This window comes from Archangium violaceum Cb vi76, assembly GCF_000733295.1.
Lineage (GTDB): Bacteria > Myxococcota > Myxococcia > Myxococcales > Myxococcaceae > Archangium > Archangium violaceum.
Genome location: NZ_JPMI01000109.1, coordinates 181,495 through 205,259 on the forward strand (window position 1 = coordinate 181,495; position 23,765 = coordinate 205,259).

The 23,765-nt window shown below is 67.1% G+C and carries 20 protein-coding genes and 1 pseudogene; 15 read left to right on the forward strand and 6 right to left on the reverse strand.

The window, feature by feature from the left end:
* Positions 1-121: 121 nt before the first annotated feature.
* On the forward strand, positions 122-1,324 hold the full coding sequence (locus Q664_RS17435) for a type 2 periplasmic-binding domain-containing protein (RefSeq protein WP_235216735.1): 1,203 nt from the start codon (positions 122-124) through the stop codon (positions 1,322-1,324).
* A 57-nt stretch (positions 1,325-1,381) separates the two neighbouring features.
* Positions 1,382-3,064, forward strand: coding sequence for a hypothetical protein (locus Q664_RS17440; RefSeq protein WP_152622148.1), 1,683 nt, complete (start codon positions 1,382-1,384; stop codon positions 3,062-3,064).
* Positions 3,065-3,100: 36 nt separating this feature from the next.
* Here Q664_RS17440 and Q664_RS17445 read toward each other — a convergent pair whose 3' ends face one another.
* On the reverse strand, positions 3,101-3,664 hold the full coding sequence (locus tag Q664_RS17445; RefSeq protein WP_043396174.1) for a four helix bundle protein: 564 nt from the start codon (positions 3,662-3,664) through the stop codon (positions 3,101-3,103).
* 178 nt (positions 3,665-3,842) lie between these two features.
* On the opposite strand from Q664_RS17445, the gene Q664_RS17450 reads away from it, so the two are divergent.
* Complete coding sequence (locus tag Q664_RS17450) at positions 3,843-4,391, forward strand: SMI1/KNR4 family protein (protein WP_043396177.1); 549 nt, start codon at positions 3,843-3,845, stop codon at positions 4,389-4,391.
* Between the two features lies 1 nt (position 4,392).
* Positions 4,393-4,920 (forward strand): hypothetical protein, encoded by a 528-nt coding sequence (locus Q664_RS17455; protein ID WP_052518261.1) that lies wholly within the window; start codon positions 4,393-4,395, stop codon positions 4,918-4,920.
* A 60-nt stretch (positions 4,921-4,980) separates the two neighbouring features.
* Here Q664_RS17455 and Q664_RS62160 read toward each other — a convergent pair whose 3' ends face one another.
* Positions 4,981-5,187: a PKD domain-containing protein gene (locus Q664_RS62160; protein ID WP_268811400.1), complete on the reverse strand. Its 207-nt coding sequence runs from the start codon at positions 5,185-5,187 to the stop codon at positions 4,981-4,983.
* Positions 5,166-5,441 (reverse strand): annotated as a pseudogene (locus Q664_RS62165) (glycoside hydrolase family 44 protein); the annotation flags it as partial. The gene Q664_RS62160 and the pseudogene Q664_RS62165, both read right to left, overlap by 22 nt.
* Before the next feature lie 257 nt (positions 5,442-5,698).
* Here Q664_RS62165 and Q664_RS17470 point away from each other — a divergent pair.
* From Q664_RS17470 to Q664_RS17515, 10 genes are all read left to right on the forward strand, one after another.
* On the forward strand, positions 5,699-6,175 hold the full coding sequence (locus tag Q664_RS17470) for a lipocalin-like domain-containing protein (RefSeq protein ID WP_043396186.1): 477 nt from the start codon (positions 5,699-5,701) through the stop codon (positions 6,173-6,175).
* Between the two features lie 156 nt (positions 6,176-6,331).
* On the forward strand, positions 6,332-8,365 hold the full coding sequence (locus tag Q664_RS17475) for a lipoxygenase family protein (protein ID WP_043396191.1): 2,034 nt from the start codon (positions 6,332-6,334) through the stop codon (positions 8,363-8,365).
* Positions 8,366-8,386: 21 nt separating this feature from the next.
* Positions 8,387-9,766 (forward strand): cytochrome P450, encoded by a 1,380-nt coding sequence (locus Q664_RS17480; protein WP_043396194.1) that lies wholly within the window; start codon positions 8,387-8,389, stop codon positions 9,764-9,766.
* Positions 9,767-9,832: 66 nt separating this feature from the next.
* Complete coding sequence (locus tag Q664_RS52230) at positions 9,833-12,028, forward strand: sensor histidine kinase (protein ID WP_052518262.1); 2,196 nt, start codon at positions 9,833-9,835, stop codon at positions 12,026-12,028.
* A 24-nt stretch (positions 12,029-12,052) separates the two neighbouring features.
* A complete protein-coding gene (locus Q664_RS17490) occupies positions 12,053-12,670 on the forward strand; it encodes a response regulator transcription factor (RefSeq protein WP_043396198.1) in 618 nt (205 codons plus the stop codon).
* Positions 12,671-12,827: 157 nt separating this feature from the next.
* On the forward strand, positions 12,828-14,147 hold the full coding sequence (locus Q664_RS17495; protein ID WP_043396201.1) for a hypothetical protein: 1,320 nt from the start codon (positions 12,828-12,830) through the stop codon (positions 14,145-14,147).
* A gap of 63 nt (positions 14,148-14,210) precedes the next feature.
* Positions 14,211-14,546, forward strand: coding sequence for an STAS domain-containing protein (locus Q664_RS17500; protein WP_043396204.1), 336 nt, complete (start codon positions 14,211-14,213; stop codon positions 14,544-14,546).
* 548 nt (positions 14,547-15,094) lie between these two features.
* Positions 15,095-15,625: an ester cyclase gene (locus Q664_RS52235; RefSeq protein WP_052518263.1), complete on the forward strand. Its 531-nt coding sequence runs from the start codon at positions 15,095-15,097 to the stop codon at positions 15,623-15,625.
* Between the two features lie 134 nt (positions 15,626-15,759).
* Positions 15,760-18,111 (forward strand): phosphoenolpyruvate synthase, encoded by a 2,352-nt coding sequence (ppsA, locus tag Q664_RS17510; protein WP_075207458.1) that lies wholly within the window; start codon positions 15,760-15,762, stop codon positions 18,109-18,111.
* A gap of 151 nt (positions 18,112-18,262) precedes the next feature.
* Positions 18,263-19,705 carry a wax ester/triacylglycerol synthase family O-acyltransferase gene (locus Q664_RS17515; protein ID WP_052518264.1) on the forward strand — a complete coding sequence of 481 codons (1,443 nt, stop codon included), beginning with the start codon at positions 18,263-18,265 and terminating at the stop codon, positions 19,703-19,705.
* Here Q664_RS17515 and Q664_RS17520 read toward each other — a convergent pair.
* Complete coding sequence (locus tag Q664_RS17520) at positions 19,689-20,039, reverse strand: YbaY family lipoprotein (protein WP_043396209.1); 351 nt, start codon at positions 20,037-20,039, stop codon at positions 19,689-19,691. The two genes, Q664_RS17515 and Q664_RS17520, sit on opposite strands and share 17 nt — an antisense overlap.
* A 7-nt stretch (positions 20,040-20,046) precedes the next feature.
* Positions 20,047-21,651 (reverse strand): M12 family metallopeptidase, encoded by a 1,605-nt coding sequence (locus Q664_RS52240; RefSeq protein WP_052518265.1) that lies wholly within the window; start codon positions 21,649-21,651, stop codon positions 20,047-20,049.
* A gap of 271 nt (positions 21,652-21,922) precedes the next feature.
* Here Q664_RS52240 and Q664_RS17530 point away from each other — a divergent pair, with 271 nt between their 5' ends.
* On the forward strand, positions 21,923-22,249 hold the full coding sequence (locus Q664_RS17530; protein WP_052518266.1) for a 2TM domain-containing protein: 327 nt from the start codon (positions 21,923-21,925) through the stop codon (positions 22,247-22,249).
* A gap of 59 nt (positions 22,250-22,308) precedes the next feature.
* On the opposite strand, the gene Q664_RS17535 is transcribed toward Q664_RS17530, so the two are convergent.
* Positions 22,309-23,637, reverse strand: a complete 1,329-nt coding sequence (locus tag Q664_RS17535) for a hypothetical protein (protein WP_152622149.1) — start codon at positions 23,635-23,637, stop codon at positions 22,309-22,311.
* Positions 23,638-23,765: the final 128 nt, after the last annotated feature.

Here is a 23,765-nt window from a genome sequence, read left to right on the forward strand (position 1 = left end):
GACGGGCAGGCGGATATCCTAGAAATCCGCGCGCGTCATCCACCCCGCGAAGGCTCAACAAGGTACGAACTCCATGCCTCTCCATGCAATGAATCGAGTGTCTTTGATTTGTGGTGTAGCCATGTCTTTGATTCTGGGGTGCGATTCTCCCCAGGAGAAGACGGTTCTCAGGGTTCCGCTCTATCCATACATTCCCGATGCGGCTGGCGATAAGTTCAACGCCATGCTCGTGCGCATCGAGACGGAGTTCGAGAAAGCGAACCCGGACGTCGATCTCGTGCTCAATCCCTCCTGCTTCAAGGATGATTTCTACGAGCCGGCGCAGATCGCGCGCTCCCTGAAGGGGGAGGGGGAGTGCGGCTACGATGTCATCGAGACGGATACGACGATATTGGGGGAGTTGGTCGCCGAGGGAGGGGTACGCCCATGGCCGCGGTTGCCGAAGAACATTGACTGGCATCCGTCGGGGATCGCGGCATCCACCCACGCGGAGCAGAACACCGTCTACGGCGTACCACACTGGCTCTGTACACACTTCGTCATGTCGCGCGATGAGTCCGTGCGCCAGGCGCGTACGACGAGTGCGCTGGTCCAGGCCCTGGAAGACCGGAACACGGCCGTTCCCGATATGGCCTTCAACATGCTCGGGAGTTGGAACCTCCCCTCGCTCTATCTGGATGCCTGGGCGGACGCCAATGGCCTGGAGGGGGTCCGGTCCGCCGTGACCACCTCGAGCTACGATCCCGAGGTGCTCCAGTCCTTGCGAGCCTTCGCTGGCACCTGCGACTCCTCCGGAAGCAATCCCTGTGTCGACGGGACGTATGACCTCGAGGAGAACGCGGACCTGCCCGCCAGGCTGTTCGCCGAGAACAAGGTCGATGCCACCGCCGGCTACTCCGAGCGGTTGCATGCCATCCTCAAGAGCCTCCCGGCGGGAGAAAGCCCTTCCGCCATCAAGATCTCCTCCGCTCCGCTGGCCGAGGGGAGCCGCACCATCCTGTTCACGGACTCCTACTTCCTGGGAGTGCGCTGTACTGACGAATGTGAGCAGGCGGCGCTCGCGTTCGTGCAGTACATGAGCCAAGCGAGCACCTACGAGTGGATCTTGATGAGCGAGGATGCGCCAGAGGGCTCGCGCGTGCCCCGGTACCTCCTGCCCGCCGCGCTCGACGTCTACGAGGCGCCCAGGCTGCGCGCAGATCCGTTCTATCCCACCCTCGGCGAGGAGACCCGGAACGGGGGCCCCTTCCCCAACTCGGGCTTGTATGGCATCCGCAAGCAGATGCGCGACACCCTCCAGGAGGCGCTCTCGCACCATCCGTGAAAACCCGTACGGATTTCTGGTACGCTTGGCGGACTCGCTCGCTTCACGGAGGCCCTCATGCCGGTAAAAGGCCCGGGTGGTACGCCCATCCAACAGACCTGGACGGCTCCCACATCCAAGCCGGCGACACCGGCTTCCACGCCCGTGGCCGGGTCCAAGCCTCCGCCTCCCGCGCCGCTCCAGGTGAAGGACGGGTTCGACGGGCGGACACGCGAGAAGCCGAGGATGTCGCTGGACGGGTTCGGTGTCCGGCAGACGCCCGTGGCCTTCACCAACCCCACCGGCCTCTTCCAGCAGCAGCCGTCGCAGCAGGACCCGTCCCTGCCCGGTCTGCCCGGCGGTTTTTTCCCCATACTCCCCATGGGGGGTGGCCAGACGGAGGTGAAGCCACAGGGCGGGGTGTCGGGCTCTCTCATCACCTCCAATGAGGGCGTCACGTTGGAGCTCGAGGCCAACGCGGGCCTTGGCGCCGAGCAGACCCTGGGCGAGGAGGGGCCCACCCTCTCGGGGCAGTTCGAGGTCTACGGGAAGCTCAGCCTCTCGCTCACCCACGACGCGGTGAACCCCGAGGGCGCCAGCACCACCTTCGAGGTGACGGGGGACGTGGGCACCAGCACCACCGTGGGGGGTGAGGCGGAGTTCCAGGGAGTGGACATGTCCCTGGAGCACACCTCGTTCGCCGGCAACCGTGTCACCTTCGAGGTCACCGTCCCCAGCGCCGCCGCGGAGGCCATCCGCACGGGCGCCGCCCCCATTCCCAACCCCTTCGATCCCACCACCCTGCCCGAGAGAGGCGTGGTGACGCTGGAGAGCAGCCACTACTCGGGCACGGGCATGGAGGCCTCGTTCGAGCGGATCGCCAGCCTCACCCTGAGCGGGCAACAGGAGACGTCGCAGGGGACCGCCATCGCCGTGGAGCGGCTCAGCCCCACCACGGTGCGCATCACCGCCGGCCCCACCGAGGCCGTCGCCGCGGAGACCTCGGCGGGCGTGGGCCTCTTGGGGAGCCTCACGTTGTCGCGCGCCCAGGAGCAGCAGATCGGCGATCTGCGCACGGTGGAGATCGACATCACCCATCCCGAGGGGCTCGCGGCCTACCAGCGATTCCTCGCCACGGGCGAGGTGCCCGCCTCGGATCCCGCCAGCGGCATCTCCCACTCCGGGCGCATCCTCAACGTGGACATGCGCGACGAGACCGCGCTCACGGCCCAGCTCGGGCCCTTCGGGATCGAGGCCTCCGGCCGCAACGAGGGCACGTTCCGTCTCACGGAGTATGACGACGGCAGCCGGGTGCTCGAGGGCACCGTCTCCTACGAGGATGTCTCGCGCTACCAGCGCATCACGCTGGACGCCAACGGCCAGGAGACGCGCGATCCCACCGTCATGTCGCTCGGGCCCGTCAGCTCCAGCGACGCCAACTTCCTGACGACGGTTGCCACGGGCCAGGAGCCCCAGACGCCCATCCCCTCGGGACAGATGGCCACGGTGACGGTGACGCTCACCCCCGAGGGCATCGAGGACCTCCAGCGGCGCGCCCGCGAGTACCAGGAGCGGTATGGCCCCGGCCAGTCGGCCCTGGTCGATTCCATCGCCGCCGCGCAGACACCGCAGGAGGTCGAGCGCGCCTTCCTCATCCGCGACTTCGGCAAGGTCCAGGGGCTCACCGCGCTCGGCACGTACAACGCCTTCCCGGGCGAGGCTCCGTTCCCGTTCCCGGTGACGGTCACTCCGCTCCCGTAGCGTGCTCGCGAGAAGGCGGGTGAGGCACAAGGCCTCTCAGGATGGAGCCGGGCCTACCGCCGCCCGGGCCTCGCGCAGGAGCCGGGTGAGTTCGATCCGCGCGAGGAGCCTCGCCTGCTTGTCCTCCTCCTTCAGCTCCTGCTGGTACAGCCAGGCCGTCACCATGGCCACTGCCGCCGCCTTCGCCCGCCCCCAGGGCTCGGTCTCGCCATCCTCTTCATGGGTGGTCACGGCGGCCCATGCTTCGCAGAGATGGTTGGCGGCGTCCGCGAACGCCGCGGCCGCGGGCCGCCGAGCCAGGATGCATTCGTTGCGGAGATCCACCAGCTTCCCCGCGGCGACATGGGCCTGACGGGGAGCATTCCCGCGCGCCTGGGCGAACAGCGCGGCCGCCGGTTCACCGCCGTCGATGCGTGAGGCACACAGCCGCAGCCATTCCGAGCAGGTGCGGAAGGCCTCCTCGTCGGGAAAGCTCGCCGTCAGCCAACCCAGGAGGGGAGAGAGGTGCTCGGACCTTCGCCATGCATCGTCAACGGAATCGAAGGGGATTCCCGCCTCGTGAAACATGGCGAGCAGCCGCGCACTGGGAGATTCGGTCATCGTGAGGCGGATTCTCTCCGCTCCCCCTGGAGCCACGAAGAGGAATACGGCTTCTCGATTTCCAAACATTTCATATGGGGAGCCCTCCTGAGCGCACCGCGCTTTTCTCTCCGCGCGGAGGAGGGTAGGGGGAGGACGAAACGCCCCGGCATTCGTCGGGCATTCACGGGGGAACCCCATGGCGAGCAATTCGGGAAGTCAGGTGGTCGCGGAGGCCGTCCAGCGGCTCAAGGACTTCGTCGAGGAGAAGGAGGACATGGAGCTGGAGTTCACGGCTCCGCTCTCGGAGAAGCAGGTGACGGCGTTGGAGGGGAAGTATTCGCTGAAGCTGCCGCCCAGCTACGTGGACTTCCTGCGCACCCACGGCACGTTCAAGGTGCTGTACGGCGGGGCGGAGCTCATCGGGATGGAAGACCCGCGGTACCTGCACGCCGCCGCGCCGGATCCGAGTGACGCCCAGGGCGGAGATGATCCCGAGGTGGAAGAGGCCATCAACGAGGCCTTGTTCTTCCAGCGCATCGACGACGACGCGGTGGAGAACTTCTGGTGCTTCAATCCGCGGGATCGCAACGCGCAGGGCGAGCTGGGCGTCGTGGCCTACCAGCATGACGAGACCTTCGGGCTCCCGAAGCCGGCGGGCTCCCGGAAGGCCCAGGACTTCCGGGACTTCTCGAAGCACATCGTGGCCGTCATCGACGAGTTCATCGAAACCTACGCGGAGGTCTAGCGTGGCCGTATCGAAGAAGACCGTCCCCGCGACGGCGTGGAAGCGCCTGGAAAAGGCGGCGCTCCAGAAGCTGGGCAAACATGCCGCGGGCCGCTACGCCGCGGAGCTGGAGCCCCGCGTGATGCCGTTCGCCACCGCGTTCGACTCCGCGCCCCTGCTTCCTCCGGAGTACGTCCAGTTCGTCAAGGCCCTGGGCTACCGGTGGATGTCGACAGGGACGTCGGCACTCGCCTTCCTCCCTCCGCGCTGGATGCTCGGCCTCTCCCAGCAGATGGGAGAACCCGGACGGAAGTGGGAGACGGTTCGCGCGGAGCGGGAGGCGGGAACGCATGCCTACGAGTTCGTGATGTTCGCCTCGCGCGACATCGACGACGTCAACGGGTTCTGCTTCGGGCTGAAGACGCTCCCTCCCGTCCTCTTCCGGATGCCGTGGCTTCGGACTTTGGACCTCTACTGGACAACGATTTCCCCGGAGGAAATCGAGCGGCTGCGCCGAGCCTTGCCAGACTGCAAGGTGGGCGTGTCCTGAGCATCCGGAGGCGGTCGAGCCATCCCCGAACGGGCCGTCATCATCGCGGCCCCGGGCCCGCTACCGCACCGTCGCGCTGTCCATGTTCGAGTAGCCAGAGGACGTGGCGCCGCCATCATCCGTCACCGTGAGGGTGGCGGTGTAGGTGCCTGGCTGGGAATAGGTATGGCTTTGCGTGGGGCCCGTGCCCGCTCCGTCTGTGCGCCATGCTTCGCGATGGAGAAGCTGCACATCCGCGAGCGGTTGATGCCGAGCTTCGCCACCCATCCCACCATGGGCACGGTGACGAGGGGCCTGGCCCCCGCCGCCCGGCTGCTGGCGATGAAGGCATCCACCTCTCCGCCCGGCTCGGTGCTGGAGTATGCCAGGCTCTCGAAGTACCAGCCCCACGAGCCCCCTCGCACGTACCCCACACGAATCCCGTTGCTGTCGTTGAGCCATCCCCCTGTCCCTCCCTCCTGGGCAACGCCCATGGTCCGTCGATGACGGGGCGGATGTTGACCATGCGCGACACCGGGCATCAACCCCCAGGCGAGGAGTCAGGTGCTCGTGTGCCTCCTCGCGGGGAGAGCGGCCTTCGACTTCCGCTCTCCATCGGCTGTGACGCGTCAGCCCGCCCGTCTGTCATGTCAGCCCGCTCCTTTAGACATGTCAGCCCGCCCTTCTAGTGTGTCAACCATTCGGCCCGAGGAATTCCCTGGCATGGCATGGGCTCTGCAAACGCACTCCCCCGACCCCAACACCTTCGTTGTCCCCCCCACACGAAAGCAGGAAGCCGGTGGAGAACCTGTTCGAGCTCATTGGAGAATCCGCACCCTATGTCTCGGTGTATGACGTTGCCGTCGACAATGGTGTTGTCTACAGCAAGTTCAAGCCGGAGCAGCGGCGCTACGCCGAGACGACATTGATGAGCTGCTCCGAGGGGCTCCGCGCCCTGGGTGGCCACGGCGCGCTGGCCTGCGCCGTGGCCAATAACCCGGCGAGGCGCTACGAGTCACCCTGGGGGGGTTCCGCCACGAGGACTTCGCCGGCCATTTCGCCACACGGGCGATGTGTCCTGTGTCGATCCTGGGGGGGGAACACGGGCACGGTCTGCCACCACATCACGGGCAGCGTCTTCCCGAACTGGATCGGAACCGTGCAGAGAAGAAAGGCAACCGTGAAAGGGAATCGGCTGGTCTTGAGCTCCGAATCCCTGTTGATGGGGGGCAGCGAATCCGTGGTCGTACTGGAATGGCAGCGGATGGAGCGCTGAGCGCGTCGGCGGGTGTCACGGGCTTCTCAGGTTCGCTGTGCACCCGGACACAGCGGGCCCATGCACACTTGGATGGGGCTGTCAATTCAGTGATTGACGCATGGCAACACCCGAGGGCGGATGTCTATAGGCAACCTGTCATCCGCAGGGATTGCCATGCTTCTCAAGTACAAGATTACCATTCAAACGAGCTCCCGGTCTGGTGCTGGAACGGACGCGGACGTCTTCGTCAGCTTGATCGGCACCGAGGGGAGGAGTGAGCAGCACAGGCTGAACAGCCGCTTCCGTCGTGTCTTCAAGACCGGGGCAAGGGACGTCTTCACCGTCACGGCCCGGGATGTGGGGGAACTGGTCGCGCTTCGCTTCAGCACCTCGAAACGCCTGGGCCTCGGAGGCGACTGGCGGGTGGACACCGTCAGGGTGGAAGCGGAGGGGCACGGTTGGTTCTTCCCCCACTTTCGCTGGATCCTGGCCAACTCGACCGTGGACCTCCTCGAGGGAACGGCCCGGCTTCCGCAGCACACGCGCGGCGAACAGCGGCTCATGGCCCGGCGCGAGCAGATCGAGAATCGCCGTAGGATGTACCCCTGGTGTCCTGCTCCCTCGACGTCCGAGCTGCCCGGTTCGCTCGACGTCAGCAAGGAGCAACCGCTGCCCAAGGACGAGAGGTACAGGGGGCTGAGGGAAGGCGGTTACACGGGCGTCATGGCGATGACCCTGGCGAGGATGAAGCTCGGCAGGCCCGGGCTGGCCAGTGCCTGGAATGGATTGGTCAACACCGTCGAGCTGCTCGATTCCCTGGAGAAGCCCAAGGCCGCGCAACTCTGGCAGGACGACCATGAGTTCGCTCGCCAGGCCGTCCAGGGCGTCTGCCCCCTCCACATCCAGAGCATCTCCGCGCTTCCCGAGCGCTTCCCGCTCACGGATTCCGAGGTGCGCGGCCTGCTCTCGCCGGGGACCACATTGGCGCAAGCGCTCGCGGACCGGCGCGTCTTCCTGCTGGACTTCGAGATCCTCGACGACATTCCCATGTTCCACAAGGTGGACGAGAAGGGGGAGGTGGAACGGCGCTGGGCTCCCTCATCCCGATGTCTGCTCTACCTCGATGACACGAAGCACCTGCGGCCCCTGGCCATCCAGCTCGGCCGCCACCCGGAACGGGACCAGGTCTTCACCCCCAATGACAGCGACACCGACTGGCTGGCGGCCAAGGTCTACGTGCGTTGCAGCGAGGGCAACGTCCATCAGATGGTGTCCCACGCGATCCGGACCCACTTCGTGGCCGAGCCCTTCGTCATGGTGACGATGCGGAACCTGCCCGACTGCCACCCCGTCTACAAACTGCTGCGCCATCACTTCCGCTATACCCTTGCCATCAACGACAAGGCGCGCAGGGGTCTGCTCGACGCGGGAGGGGTGTTCGACGATTTCATCGCCACCGGCGGTCCGGCGCGGGGCCACATCAAACTGGGCAAGAAGGGCTACAGCCAGTGGAAGCTCCTGGACAACAAACCGCGGCTGGACTTCGAGCGCCGCGGGGTGTTGGACCCCGCCGTGCTGCCCTATTACCCCTACCGGGATGACACGCTCCCGCTCTGGGACGCGCTCGAGGAATATGTCGGGGGCGTGCTCGGCGTGTTCTACAAGTCCGACACCGAGCTCGTGAAGGACTCCGAGATGCAGGCGTGGTGGGCGGAGCTCCTCGAGAGGGGCCTGCCCGTGGAGAAGCTCCCCTGCGCGAAGCTCGAAAGTGTCTCGGAGCTGGTGGACATCCTCACCATCGTCCTCTTCACCGTCAGCGTCCAGCACGCCGCGGTGAACTACCTCCAGTACGAGCACTACGCCTTCGTGCCCAATGCGCCCCTGTGCATGCGCCAGCCTCCGCCACGCGCCAGGGGCAGGCTGACCCGTCAGGCACTGGCGGAGATGATGCCCGACAAGGACCAGACGCTCTGGCAGATCACCGTCGGACGTGCGCTCTCCAGCTTCGGCGAGGACGAAGAGTTCCTGCTCCACCCGGGAGGATGGCGGGAGGACTCCTTCGACGAGCCCGAAGTGGCCGCCGTCCGCGAGCGTTTCCGCGCCCGCTTGAAGGCCCAGCTCGAGGTGGTGAATGCGCGCAACGCCCAAAGCCCATCTCCCTACACCGTCCTGCGTCCCGACAGGATTCCCACCGGTATCACCATCTGAGCCCCCGAGAGGAAACAGACCGTGCCCAATCTCTTGTCACGCCGTGCGTTCGACCTGTTCCTCGGGGCTCGACGCAAACCCCTGGAGAGCCTCCCCGGCCCCCGGCCTGGAATCTTTGGCTCCGTCGGTGATTTCCTCGGCGGTACCCCTCCGTGGCACGTGTGCGCGCGCTACGGACGCGAGTACGGCGGCGTCACCCTCATCTGGTTGCCCGGCGGTCCGGCCCTGGTCCTCAACGATCCCGGGCTCATCGAGCAGGTGCTCGGCTCGCGCCGCTATGAGTTCGAGAAGGGCTCGCTGGCCGAGCAACAGTTCACCCCCGCCATCACGACCCACTCGTTGGTGGTTGCCCGATTGAATGGGAATTGGGGCGCGCTGCGCCGGGCGGATCCGCTCGAACAACCCTGGTCCGCGGACTGGGTGGCGGCCCAGGTGGAGCCCATGCGGGCGGTGACCTCGGACATGCTGGACGCGTACGTCGGCAAGGGCACCACCGACCTCACGCCCGTGCTGCGCCGCTTGACGTTCGATGCCTCCTCCGTTGCCGTGGTGGGCCAGAAGGTTCCGGACGCGGTGTTCGACGACTTCATGCTGTTGTCGGAGACCACGCAGGAGCGGCTCGATACCAACCTGCCCCTGGCGCTCGTTTCGCTGTCCAGGGACTTCGAGGCCGCCAGGGAGCGCTTCTACCGGCACTTCATCGACCGGGTCCGCGCCGCGCGCCAGCGCCCGGAGCCCAACGGGGTGGACCTGCTGTCACGCACCCTGCGCGAGATGCCCGCCATCGACGACGAGCGGCTGGCGTACAACCTGGCGCTGTTCTTGTTCGGAGGGACCTTCTCGGCCAGCACCGCCCTGGTGGGGGCCTTCCATCAGCTCCAGAAGTACCCCGAGGCCGAGCGGCGTCTGGCGGCCGAGGCCGCCTCGCTGGGCAGTGGCCGGTGGACCCGCGAGCGGCTCGACGGCGCGCACTGGGTGGAGGCCGTCATCCTCGAATCCCTGAGGATCCTCCCCCCGGTGCGTATCCTCATCCGCACGCCGGTCGCTGACGTTCAGTTCGCCGGGGTCACCCTGCCCAGGGGGACCAAGATCATCATCTCCAACCAGTACCTGCACCACGATCCCGAGCACTGGACCCACCCGGACACCTTCGAGCCCGCTCGTTGGCTCGACGGAGGCAAGGAGCGCGATCCCCTCCACAGCGGCCACTTCTTCCCGTTCGGCCGGGGGCCTCGCGCGTGCGTGGCCGCTCCCTTCGCCATGATGTTCATGCGGACGGCGCTGGCGGCCATTGCCGCGCGCGCGAAGGTCCATGTCGACTCGACCGAGCCCTTCGGGGAAGAGCTCCTGTTCGGTGTGATCCGCCCCAAGGGCGTCACCGGCCGGTTCGTGCGCCGCTGAGCGCGGGATCCTTCGTGATACCCTGGGCCACTCCCAGACATGCCAGGTGTGTCCTCCAAACCCGATATGCGCCTGCTCGGTTTCCTGCTCGTGTGGCTGATGGCTCTCCCGGTCGCGGCCGCCGAGCCAGAGAAGCGGGTGCTGCTCTTCGTCCCGGAGGACGCCCTGGTGCCCTCCATCGCGGACTTCACCCGGAGCTTCCGGCAGACCGTCCTGGCCGAATGGCGCGGCTCCGTCACCGTCGACATCGAGTACCTGGACAAGGCCTGGTTCGGGAGCGCCAGCTACGAGCGCGCGCTCCGCGACTTCTACCTCACCAAGTACCGCGAGCAGCGGCCAGACGTCATCGTCTCCTTCGTGGATGCCACGCCCATGCTGGTCTATCTCCAGCAGGAGCTGTGGCCCCAGGTGCCCCTGCTCGCCATCTTCAACGACGACTTCCTGGTGGCCACGCTCAACCAGGGCCCCTACCTGCGGGCGAACTGGGCGGACTTCGACATCACGGGCACCGTCCAACTGGCCCTGCGGCTGCTCCCGGACACGCGGCGCGTCGCCCTCATTCTCGGCTCCAGTCAGCGCGAGGAGGATGCCCGGGCCTATCTCTCGCGCGAGGTCAGTGCCGCCGCACCGGGCCGCGAGTTCATCGGCCTCACCGGGCTGACGTTGGAGCAACTGCGCCAACGGGTGCGCTCGCTGCCCGAGGACACCGTGGTCATCCTGGTGGGCTTCATGCAGGACGCGGCGGGGCGCAGCACCATCTCCCGTGATGTGTTGCGGCAACTGCATGCAGACGGAGCGCCCCCCATCTTCAGCGTCCACGAGACCATGCTGGGCAATGGGCTCGTCGGGGGGGTGTTGCTGGACTACGAGCTGCTGGGCCAGAAGGTGGCGCAGCGCACGTTGCGGCTGCTCGCGGGCGAACGGGCCTCGAGCCTGCCCCCCGGTTCCCTGGAGTCCAATCTGCTCGCCTTCGACGAGCGGGAGCTCAAGCGTTGGCGCATTCCCGTCAGCAGGCTGCCGGTGGGCAGCGTGGTGCGGTTCCACGAGCCGGGCCTCTGGGAGCGCTACCGCTGGCAGGTGACGGCGATCCTCTCCGCCGGTCTCCTGCAGGCGGTGCTCATCTTCGTCCTGCTCTGGGAGCGGGCACGGCGCCGGAGGGCCCAACGGCTGCACGTCGCGGTGCTGGATTCGCTCCCGGGCTCCGTGGCCATCCTCGACAAGAGTGGAACGGTGCTGCGGGCCAATCCGCCGCCCAGACAGGGCGAGGGCCTGGGCGGGCTGCCCGCCGAGAAGCTCCGGGCTCCGGGCGCCTCCTATCTGGAGTCCTTCCGCGAGGCGGCACGCACGGGCCCCCCCGAGATGGCGGGCGCGGTCGAGCTGCTCCAGGACGTGCTCGCGGAGCGCTCCCACGAGGGCGTGGTGGAGGCACCGGGGCCGGTGCCCGGCACCTGGTTCGAGCTGCGCGCCCGGCAGCTGGAGTTGCCCGAGGGCGGGGCCGTGGTGTCGCTGATGGACGTCACCCCCCGCCGGCGCGCCGAGCAGGAAGCCCGTCAGGCGCGGGACGAGCGGGCGCACCTGGAGCGGGTGGCCGCCGTGGGCGAGCTGGGCATCTCCATCGCCCACGAGCTCAACCAACCCCTGGCCGCCATCCTCACCAATGCCGAGACGGCCCAGGAGTTGTTGCGGCGCACGCCCATGGACCTGCCCCTGGTGCTCGAGACGCTCGAGGACATCGTCTCCGACGACAAACGGGCCGGAGCCGTCATCCGCCACATGCGGGCGTTGCTCAAGAAGGGCGAGGGACAGCACGGCCCCCATGACTTCAATGATCTGGTGCGCGAAGTGCTCCGTCTGGTGGGCGCCGACGCGCAGCTGCGCGGTGTCACGCTCGCCCATCAGCTGTCGGAGGCCGCCCTGCCCATCCACGGAGATGGTGTGCAATTGCAGCAGGTGGTGCTCAACCTGTGCATCAACGCCCTGGATGCGGTGAGCCACTGCCCGCCAGGCCAACGGCGGGTGTGGGTGCGCACCCAGCGCAGCAGAGGACGCGTGGAGCTCGTGGTGGAGGACACGGGCGTGGGGCTGACCGACGCTGCCCTCGAGCGCCTGTTCGAGCCCTTCTTCACCACCAAGCGCGAGGGGCTGGGGCTGGGCCTGTCCATCAGCCGCTCCATCCTCGAGGTCCATCACGGCCGGCTCCAGGCCGAGCACCGTCCTGGGGGGGGAGCCCTCTTCCGCTGCACCCTCCCATCCCTGCACTGAAGGCCATGTGTTAAAAGCGCCTACATGAGCCAGGAACAACCCACGGTATTCGTCGTGGACGATGACCCCTCGGTGCTCCGCAGTCTGGGGCGGATGTTTCAGGTGAAGGGGTACAGGGTGGAGTGCTTCGCCCATCCACGGGCGATGCTGGAGCATGCTCCCTGGCCGGGGCCGGGGTGCGTGGTGTTGGACCTGCGCATGCCGGAGCTCAACGGGCTGGAGCTGCAGCAGGAGCTGAGGCGGGCAGGGTGGCGGCATCCGCTCGTCTTCATCAGCGCGCACGGGGATGTGCCCACGGCCGTCCAGGCGATGAAGCAAGGGGCGGTGGACTTCCTGCCCAAACCCTTCACCACGGAGGAGCTGCTGAAGGCGGTGGAGCGGGCGCTCGCCCGGGACCGGGCGGAGCGGTCCACGCGGGAGGAGCACGAGCAGCTCCAGAGCCGCATCTCCACGCTCTCGCCCCGGGAGTTGCAGGTGGGCCGGCTGGCGGCGCGAGGACTGCTCAACAAGCAGATCGCCGCCGAGCTGGGCACGGCCGAGCAGACGGTCGGGCTGCAGCGCAGACGGGTGTTGGAGAAGCTGTCCGTGACGTCCGTGGCGGAGCTGGCGCGCTTGCTGGAGCGGCTGGACTCGGAGCCCTGAGGCCTCCGGGACCTCCCACGGCGGGGGCCCTGCTCGAATCCGGTTCCTTGTCAAGTCAGTGAATCACTGAATGGTCCAGTTCGGGGAGGGGGCCTACAAGAGCGCCACACCTTTGACGTGTTCACGGACACACGCAGAGAACGGAGCGTGGCGACTCATGATGACGAGTGCGGAGAAGACGCAGCGGATGGTGACGCGGTTGAGCCAGGAACTGAGCGCAACGCGCGTGCGGGGGGCGGCGCCCACGCGGTTGGAGCGCAACCGGGACAACAATCTGTTGGCCGCGGTGATGCTCAACGCGTTCGCACGGCAATCCAAGCAGAAGCCGCTCACGGATCTGGAGCAGGCCCTCATCAAGGGTTTCCAGAAGCTGGGGTATTCCCCCGCGGATCTCTCGGCCCTGGGAGGCGTCTTCGCCCAGGCTCCCGTGGATGCGCGCAGCCGCATCTTCCCGGAGCGCTCCGCGCATCTGAACGAGGAGACCGGCTATTCCCTGGCGGACCTGCGCGCCGAGCTGCCCCGGCTCGCCCAGGAGGTTCCGAACATGAGGAATCTCCATGTAATCGACAGCCGCCACCTGTCCACCGCGGGGTTCTCTCCCGCGGACCTCCAGCGCAAGCGGGCGGAGTTGGGCCTCGGGGAAGAAGTGAAGCTCGCGCAAGCACCCCGCGCTTCGGAGTCATTTCGCCAGGCACAGCGTGAGCTGGGCTGGTCCATCACCTGTGTGGGGGTGAAGCCCGAGCGGGCCGTGGCGGTGCGAGGCGCCACGCTGGGGCGGGTCAAGCTGAGCGCGGGGCGCGTCAGTTGCTACGAAGGAACGCATGAGGCGGGGAACGATGAACCCTTCTACGGGTTCGCGGTCAGTGATGGCGAGACCGGCACCAAGTACGTGTCTGAAGAGCTCAGCATGGACGAAGGTGACTCGCGGACCTTCCAGCCCAATACGCTCTGGGATGCCGCGGTCCCTGGCGGCGGTTTGGCGATCACCACCGATGCCTGGGAAGCGGACCACAGCAACCAGTACGACAAGGAGATCGAGGTCCTGACGGAGATCTTGAAGATCCTGCTCGATGAACTCTTCATCGACAACTGGATGGAGATGGGACAGGCCATCATTGATCAGGTCACGGGGGCTGGTATTCCCGCGGAGGCCATTGCATTGATGGCAATCATTGTCGGGAGCGTGATCGCCATCCTGAAGAATGAGGATGATTACATCGGAACCTATACGGCGCTCATCCCTAATGCCGCGCTCCTCGACTGGAAGGAGTCTGTGGGACAGCTCAAGGGGATGTCGACATCTGAGGCCATTCAGTTCCTGGCCGAGCATTATTGTGGTGGGGACCTCATGGACGCCATGTTGAAATACATGATCCTTTCAAAGATAACCAATTGGGCGTTGACGGTTGGCGTCCCCATGGATGCGGTGAGCGAGAACCACGGCTATTACGAAGTGTTTTTCGATGCGTGGGTGTAGGCGGAAGCGCTGTCAATCCATCCTCTTTCCATTCAACAAAATGCCTGTTGGAGCGCATACGTCATGAATATCACCTCCCGCAGTGTCCAGAACGTAGAGATTCTCAAGTTGGATGGGCCGCTCACTGGCGCGGCGGCGGCGCAGGTACGCGATGCCATCTTCAAGTCTCTGTCCATGGGCGCGAGGAGGAGCCTGCTCGACATGTCGAGCGTGGCGACCATCGACGAGCCAGGAATTGCCTCGCTGATCCTCTCGACCAACGAGGCGCTCCGGAGGGGCGGCAAGGCCGGCTTCCTCAACCTGCTCCCCGAGATCAAGGAGCAGCTCTCCAGAACCTGGTTGCTCACGGTGTGCGAGTCTTACGACAACGAGACGAAAGCTCTTCAAGGCCTTTGTTGAGGAGCCGTTCCACCGCGCAGCGGTTGGCCCTCGCCGCCGCTGCGGGCGGTGAGCGTCATCAAGCGCGTCGGCCACTGGGGTGGGGCACATCTCCCGGGGGCAGAAGAGGCGGCTGTCACTCTGGCAAGAGCCCTGGTCGCGGAGTTGCATTGCGAGCCGCCCCTGCGAGTGCTGGCGGGGAGGTGATGGGACGCGTGCTTCGCATCCAGGGGGGGGCGCCCGCGCCAAGCGCAAGCCGCGCTGTGGAGTGTGCGGCCGGCCCGCCCCAGGCTACGACACGAAGCCTGGGCGGCTGGAGGGGTTGCAAGTCATTGGGGTGGACCACCTGCTCAAGGAAAGATGTGGGGTGAGTGAAACACGAGGAAGAGTATTGCGTGTGGCGCCATGTGCAGTGACAGGCTTCACGGTCTCGGGTGTGTGAAGGAGTTCATACTTTCTCTGCGAGTTGGCTCACAGCGCGGTCACGGCGTCCGTGGCACAACGCTGAGCATGCAGGGGGGCGATGAACCCCGCTGTCGCAACACGCAGCACCACACGAGGGGGGAAAGATGGACGCGACGACCGCACGCAGGTTCTTCCAGGAGTACTTGACCACCATCTACGAGCAGGGCCGCGTGGAGGAGCTCGGGCGCTTCTACACCAGGGACGTCGTGCCGCACCCGGACATCCCTGGAATGGAGCCCGGCCTGAAGGGAATGAAGATCGTCATCAAGTCCTGGTTGGAGGCCTTCTCGTCGATGCGCTACACCATCGACGGCTTCGTCTTCCAGAGGGACATCATCGCACCGCGCATCCGTGCCAACGCGGTGCATACCGGTGCCTTCATGGGCATTCCGGCGACCGGGCGGAATGTCACGGTCGTGTCCCATCCGCACTACCGGCTGGAGCACGGGAAGATCGCCGAGTTCTGGGACATGCCCGACATGCTGTCGCTGCTGCAGCAGCTCGGCGTGCTCGCGGCTCCGTCGCTGGCGGCGTGGTACCCCACCACCCGCCTGGGCATCACGAAGAACAAGCCGGAGCTCGTGGCGCCCATGGTGGCGGGTATCGCGCTGGTGCGGGAATACGAGCGCGTGTAGCCCTGGTTTCCCGGGCCTGTAACTTGAGGACCACGGCAGGAAAAGAGAATTGACTCGCCGAGGGAAGGCCGTTCGTCCGCCCCGTGCCAACGGGCAGGTCGCTCCATGCCGTCTTCATTTGCACACTTGTGCATATGGAAACGACGACGGAGACGGGGCGGGAGCCGGTCCAGGACTCGCGAGGAGAGCGCCCGGGCGAGCAGCCGCGGCCATGGGTGGTGTGGTTCGACGCTCTGTCCCGAGAGGACGTGGCACTCGCGGGAGGCAAGGGCGCCAACCTGGGTGAGATGACCCAGGCGGGGCTGCCGGTGCCCCGGGGCTTCGTGGTGACGTCGGAGGCCTTCCAGGAGACCCTGCGGCCGCTCCGCTCGCGGCTGGGCGAGCTGTGGCGGAGCATCGACGTGGACGATCAGGATTCTCTGGCTGAACGCTCGGCCGAGCTGCGCGAGTTGGTGCTTCAGGTGAATCTGCCAGCCGCTCTGTGGGAGAGCGTGCTCGAGGCCTACCACCACCTGGGCGGGGAGCGGGCGGTGGCGGTGCGCTCCTCGGCGACGGACGAGGACACGTCCGCTACCTCATTCGCTGGCATGCACGAGTCGTATACCCACGTGGTCGGTGACGAGGCCGTGCTGGCGCGGCTGCGCGAGTGCTGGGCCTCGGCGTTCGGTCAGCGGGTGGTGGCCTACCGCAAGAGCCAGGGCCTCACCGAGCTGCCCTCCCTGGCCGTGGTGGTGCAGGAGATGGTGGACTCGGCGTGCTCGGGGGTGATGTTCACCGCGGACCCGGCCACGGGGGACACGCGGCGGCTCGTCATCGAGGCCGCCTGGGGGCTGGGTGAGGTGGTGGTGGGCGGGCAGGTGGAGCCGGACACGTACACGGTGGACAAGCAGGGCCCACGGCTGCTCGAGGTACGCGTGGGACACAAGGCCTTCCTGCTGGAGCGCGCGCCTGGTGGGGGAGACCGGCGCGTGGAACTGAGCGAGGAGCGAGCCCGCAAGCGGGTGCTGGCGGACGAGGAGGTGCTGACGCTGGCGCGGTTGGGGGCGCGGGTGGAGGCGCACTATGGCTCGCCGCAGGACATCGAGTGGGCCCAGCAGGGCGGGCGGCTGTACCTGGTGCAGTCGCGGCCCATCACCACGCTGGGCCTGGCCGTGCCGGAGCCGGGGCGGGAGGCCCGGAAGCCGGCGTTGGTGACGGGGCTGGGGGCCTCGCCGGGCCGCGTCACCGGGAAGGTGCGGGTGCTGCGCGGCCCCGAGGAGGGCGGGATGTTGCGGAAGGGCGAGGTGCTCGTCGCGGCCATGACGTCTCCGGACTGGGTGGCCACCATGCGACGGGCCGTGGCCATCATCACCGACAGCGGAGGCATGACGAGCCATGCGGCCATCGTCAGCCGCGAGCTGCGCCTGCCCTGCGTGGTGGGCACCCGTAGCGCCACGCGGGTGCTGCGCGACGGGGAAGAGGTGACGGTGGATGGGCGCACGGGTGAGGTGTTCGAGGGCCGGGTGGAGGAGGTGGCCGTGCCCCGGGTGGAAGCGGTGCGGCCGCTGGAGGAGCCACGGGGAGCCGAGGCGCGCGAGCCCGAGCCGCTGGCGACGAAGCTGTACGTGAACCTGGCCCTGCCGGGGCAGGCGCGCGAGGCGGCCGCGCTGCCGGTGGATGGGGTGGGGCTCCTGCGGGCGGAGTTCCTCCTCACCGATGCGTTCGCCGGTGTCCATCCCCGCAAGCTGATCGCCCAGGGGCGGCAGCGCGAGTTCGTGGAGCGGATGGTGGCCCCGCTCCGGGAGATTGTCCGGGCGTTCCATCCCCGGCCGGTCGTGTACCGGACGACGGACTTCCGCACCAACGAGTTCCGGGGGCTGGAGGGCGGCGCGGAGTACGAGCCGGTCGAGGCCAACCCGATGATCGGCTACCGCGGCTGCTACCGCTACCTGCGCGAGCCGGAGGTGTTCCGGCTGGAGCTGGAGGCGCTCGCGCGGGTGCGGGAGGAGTTACCCAACCTGCACGTGATGATTCCCTTCGTGCGCACGCTCTGGGAGCTGGAGGCGTGTCTGGAGTTGCTGGACACCAGCCCCCTGGGGCGGCAGCGCGGGTTGGAGCGGTGGGTGATGGCGGAGGTGCCCTCGGTGGTGTACCGCATCCCCGAGTACGCACGGTTGGGCGTGACGGGGGTTTCCATCGGCTCGAACGACCTGACGCAGCTCATGCTCGGGGTGGACCGGGACTCGGAGATGTGCGCGGAGCTGTTCAACGAGTCGGACGCGGCGGTGCTGGATGCGATTGTCCGCATCATCCACGCCAGCCGGGAGGCGGGGGTGACGTGCTCCCTGTGCGGCCAGGCTCCCTCGAATCGGCCCGAGTTCGCCGAGCACCTGGTGCGAGCGGGAATCACCTCCATCTCGGTGGACCCGGGAGCGGTGGGGGCGGCGCGGCGGGTGGTGGCCGCCGCCGAGCGCCGCCTGCTGCTGGAGGCCGCACGCGCGCGGTGAGGGGTGGGACGCGGGAGGGCCCGTCAGGTGGTCTGACGGGCGGCTCAGCCTCCATCATCCAGGGGCGCCGGGTCCGGGTGCCCTGCCGGGCGCCTCGGTTCGTGAACAGGTTGAATCCAGGCAAGAGGAGCCTGTTCGCGGGGGTCGAACCATGCGCGCCCGGTATCACCGGCTGAGTCCCATGGACCGGATGCTCCTGTCGATCGAGGACGCCCGGACACCGACGCATATCGGGGCGCTGCTGGTGCTGGAGGGACCGCCGCTCCTGGACGCCGCCGGGCACCTGCGGCTGGAGGAGATCCGGCTCCGCTTGCGGCGTCGCTTGCGGCGGGTTCCCGTGCTGCGAAAGGTGCTGTACCGGCCCGGGCTTCTCCGGGGCCCCCCGCTGTGGGTGGACGATGCCACCTTCGCCGTGGAGCGGCACATCCTCCACGCGGAGATTCCAGCACCGGGTGGAGAGGCGCAGCTCCTGCGGCTCGTCGAGAATCTCCTGAGCAAGCTCCTGGATCGCTCCAAGCCACTCTGGGAACTCTGGTTCCTGACGGGGTTGGAGTCCGGACGGCTCGCCGTGCTGGCGAAGCTGCACCACTCCATCGCGGACGGGAAGGCCGCGCTCCGTATCTTCAACGCGCTGTTCGATCTGGCGCCCGACGCCGCGGATCCGGAGGAGGAGCCGTGGTCACCCCGGCCGCCACCGAGCCACTGGCGGTTGTTCGTGGACAACCTCGCCGAGAAGGGAGCGGCTCTGGCGCGAGCCGTGGAGCGGCTGGTCCATCCGGTGGCGCTTGCCCGCTCCGCCGTCTCGGCCGGGCGGACGCTGGTGCGGACCCTCCGTGAAAGCCAGGGAGCGCCGAGGACCTCTCTCAACGCCCCCGTCGGAGTCACCCGCCGCCTGGCCGTGATGCGGATGGGGCTGGCCGAGGCGAGGAACGTCGCGCATGCCCGGGGCACCAGGATCAACGACGTCATGCTCACGCTGATCGCGGGTGGCTCGAGGGAGCTGCTGCTTCATCGCGGCGAGCCGGTCGAGGGCGTGGCCCTCATTGCTTCCGTGGCGGTCTCCCTGCGGTCCACGACGGACGCCGGAGAGACTGGCAACAGGACCGGTCAGCTGCTCGTTCCACTCCCCCTGGACCTGCCCGACGCCGAGGCATGCCTGGAGGCGATCGCCGCTTCGACCCGGAAGATGAGGAAGAAGGAGCTGGCGACGAGCTCCGAACACATCATCGCGTGCGTGTCGATGTCCGGGCTGTTCCGTCTTCTGGCCCGCCGGCAGCACACGATGAACCTCTTCGAGAGCGACCTGGAAGGGCCGCCGGTGCCCCTCTTCGTACTCGGCGCGAGGATCCTCGAGGTGACGCTCGCGAACAACCTCGGGGGAACCGTTGGCCTGTCATTCGCCATCCTGTCCTATGCCGGCCAGCTGAACCTCTCGGTGTTCGCGGACGCGGAGCGGTTCCCGGATCTGGAGGTCCTGGCGGCGGGAATGGAGACGAGCTGGGCTCGGCTTTCGCGCCGTCACGAATCGGGAGAGGAGGGCCCTCGTCCTCCCGGAGGCCGCTACCCCGCTGCGGCGCTCACGACACCGGTTTGACCTGCACCGTGAGCGCTTGGGAGGGACCCTGCACCTCCACCGGATAGGCCTGGACCGTCAGGTAGTCGCCCGCGCGGACCGTCCTGCTGCCCTCCATGGAGACGTGTACGGAGACGATGTAGCTGCCACGCGGCTCCAGCTCCGCCGCCTCCAAGAGGAACGTGGCCGCTCCACCTGTGTTGACGGCCTCGGAGAGACCGCTCAACTCCTGCTCGGCCACGGCCACGGACGGTGCATCCGCCTGGGACACGTCGAGCAGGCGGACCCAGGCCTTCGCACTGCCCGGCAGGGTGACGGGGGGCGAGAATTCGAGCTGTCCGCTCACTCGGACCATCGCCGCCTCAGACGATGTTGAGGCGCATGGTGTTGAGATGGTGGGACGGATCCGTCCCCGTCCAGGCGCAGACGAGATGGCTGGGGGTGGAGGTGAGGACGGGACCATCGATGCAGGTGTCGTTCATGGTCACCTTCGAACCCCACCGCGAGCCGTTGGCACTGACCAGCACATTGTGCCGGTTGTTGCCCTGGCCCTGCCAGGACAGAAAGGCACGTCCGTCCCTGGCATGAAGATGCGGTTGGGACGAGGTGGTCTCATTCAGGGTCACCTTGTTGCCGAAGGTCGAGCCGTCCGTGCTGCTCATGATGTTGAGTTGGTTGTTGCCCTCTCCGCGCCAGGCCAGCAACAACCTCGTGTTCAGGACCGCCAGGGCGGGACCGGACGTGCTGGTATCATTCAGCGTGACCTTGTTGCCCCAACCCACCCCGTCCGAGCTGCGCATGACGTTGAGCTTGTTGTTCCCATGTCCCCGCCAGGCCAGATAGAGCTGGTTGTTGAAGACGGCGAGCGCCGGTCCGGACCTCGAGGCATCTCCCAGCGTCACCTTGTTGCCCCAATTCCGCCCATCCGACGACTGCATGATGTTGAGCTGGTTGCTTCCGGTGCCAATCCAGGCGACCACGAAGTTGTTCTTGAAGCCGACCAGGGCGAACTCCTCGGGCGAGGTGTCCCCCAGGGTGACCTTGCCGCCGAAGTTCACCCCGTCGGTCGAGTTCATGAAGTTCAGGAAATTGTTGCCATGCCCCGTCCACCCCAGGAGGAACTGCTGGTTCCGCCAGACGATCGCCGGCGCATTGGTGCTCGTATCCCCCAGCACCACCGTCTTCGGATAGAGGAGGTTGAGGGCCGCGATATCTCCGGCGCTCAGCCCCGTGCGCTGCCCGATATTGGCCGCGGGGTCGGTGGGGGTGATGGTGTCCCGGGTGGGATCCACGGCGAAGTCCCTCCGGCCATAGTGCATGAGCGAGCCGTAATCGTAGGACCCGACGTCGTCGCCATCCGTGATTTGCTGATTGAAGTTGTGCCGGTTGGCCTCGGAGATGTTGTCCCAGTGGATGGTGACGAAGTTGTCCCGATCCTCGCGGCTCTGCTCGTGCCACAGGCCAGCGGCATGGCAGATCTCATGCACGACGCGGGGCCAGTCGCACCCGTCGCCAATGGTGATGAATTGCTCTCCCCCTCGTCTCCCCAGGGAGGAGGAGCAGCCGGTACCGTCCCGGAAGGTCACGAAGTCCCCTTCGTTGGTCCGTTGCCGGAAGCGCAGGTTCGTGTTCGCCTGGAGGTGGTTGATGGCATCCGTCACGCGCTGCGCGTCGGGCAGGTTCGGAGCCAGCCGATACGGGATGACCGCGTCTCGCCAGAGGTAGCGGGTTCCAACGAGCACACAGGCACGCTGCAGGTTGGGATCCGGCTCCTCCACCTCCTTGCGGACCTGCTCCATCTCCTCGACCGTTCCAAGGACGATGTCTCCTTCGAAGACAGCCAGCCCCTTCACGGCGGTGTAGCAGACCTTCTTGACGTCGAAGGTTCTTCCGAAGACGTAGCTGTGGCGTATGTCCCGCGGTGCCGCTGACGCGGTCTGGATTTCGGGATGGGTCTTGTCAGTCATGGCGCTTGCCGCCTTTCCCTCGGGATTCAGCCTGTGGCAGGGGGCTCCACCTCAAGAACTGGCCCTGCGCCCAGGGGGGTGCAATCGGGCACTCCTTCCAGCCATGCAGCAAGGTGGCAGTATTGCCGGGCACTCAGTGGGTGCGCCCCTTCGCAGCCCTGGCCGGCCCGACGTGGCGGGCTCGAGGCCGCGATGATTCCTGGCCCGGGACGTACGGGGCTGGCGCCTTCCGGGAGAACTCCCCAGCTTTGATGGTGGAGGAGAGAGCCCCATGCCAGACATCAAGAATGACAACCCGTCATACGAGCGTGCGCACAAGCGCGTCGAGGAGTTGCGCGGTTTCTACATGCACCTCCTGGTGTATCTCGCGGTGAGCCTCGGCCTGTTCCTCCTCGACCAGTTGTCCCCCGGTGAGCCCTGGTTCTTCTGGCCTGTCATCAGCTGGGGAATCTTCGTGTTGATACACGGAGCCACGGTCCTCTTGGACGGCTCCTTCCTCGGTGAGCGATGGGAGGAGCGGAAGACCCGTCAGCTCATGGAGAGGGACAGAGAGCGCTCGGGCGGCCCTCCGCGGCCACCCCAGCCCCTGGCGCCCTGAGACCATCCATGTGGAAGGTCAGGTCCACCAGCACCCCACCGCGGTTCTTCCCGTTGTGCTCAGTGCTTGAATTGCAGCACGTAGATCGCGGGGCCGGTGATGGCCAGGTCCCCCCGGGCCGTCACGGAGAGGTCCGTCGCGAAGAGGAAGCGGTCCCTGAAACCGAGCTCCCAATCCCTGTTGCCGCTCTCCTTGAAGTAGCGGGCGGTGAACAGCCAGGTCTCTCCGCCCGTGGAGGGGAGCGCCCCCGCGACGTACACGCCGCCCTTGTGGTCCATGCCCACCGCGCGCAGCGTGCTGTCCAACTGCCGCCCCCAGCGCTCCCGGCCCCCCTGCGAGAAGTTGAGCAGCATGCTCGCGAACTCCTCGGGCTCCGTGCTGAAGCTCCGCCCCCCGAAACGGAACGAGCCGCTGAAGGAGCCCACCGCGACGACCCGGTCATGGTGGGCCGCGATGCTCACGAAGGAGCCGCTGCTCGCCTCCAGGTGACGGGACCACATGCCCCTGCCCTTGCAGGAGACCTTGCGCAGATAGGGGGTGCCGGCGCCGCTTTGAATGTCCGGGAAGCGGGAGCCGCCGAAGTAGAAGTTCCCATCCTCGTCCGTGGCGAACCCCTGGGTGAAGACCACCTCGTCATCGACGAAGACCCAGTCCAGCTCGCCCCGGGAGGAGTAGCGGGCGACGAAGGCATACTGCTTCGCCGCCGAGATGGGCCCATCGCCGAAGTCGAACGTGATGCCAGGAGCGCCCTGCAGGAATCCGTTGATGCCGATGTGGCCCTCGTCGTCGATCGCCACGCCCGTCGCGCGGGTGGGCAGCTGGCGGGCCCACAGCCCCTTGCCGTCCCGGTCCAGCTTCACCAGGTAGTCCCCCGTGGGCACGTCGATGGCTTCCAGGACGAACCGCCCCTCCACGTGCATGCCGAGCACGATGTTGCCCTTCGGGTCCACCGCCATCGCGGTGCCCACGGTGTAGGAAGTGGGGACCTCCGCCGTGGGCTGAGCCGCGAGGACGCGGGCCCAGAGCAGCTCACCTCCGGGCGAGTACTTCGCGAGCCCCGCGATGCGCGAGACCGGGTACGGCAAGATGACGGGCCCGGCCCCGAAGTCGAGCGGCCCCTCGATGTCCGTCACCAGGACGAGCACGTTGCCTCGTGGATCGTGCGCGATGACCTGGGTCTCGTGCTCGCCCGTGCCGGTGATGTTGCGCACCCAGGAGGGCTCCCTGGGAGGCGGATTCCGGTGCTCCGGGTTCGCCGAGAGCGCGCGGGTCTGCGTGCTCTCATCCCGCACCGTCGGCGCCTGCTCCTCCTCCAGCGCCGGGACACCACACGCCATGAGGCCCAACCACACCATCAGGGTCCACAATCCTCTCCACGTCTGTCTCATGCGTTCCCCCTCCGCTGGAGCCGGTAGACCCCAGCGATTGGAGAGTGGAGACGCACACCGGAAGGGACTGCTGTTCGCGGGGGGTGCGCTTGCGTCCGCGCTGGAACAGAGCGGTTCCGGGGTGCCCA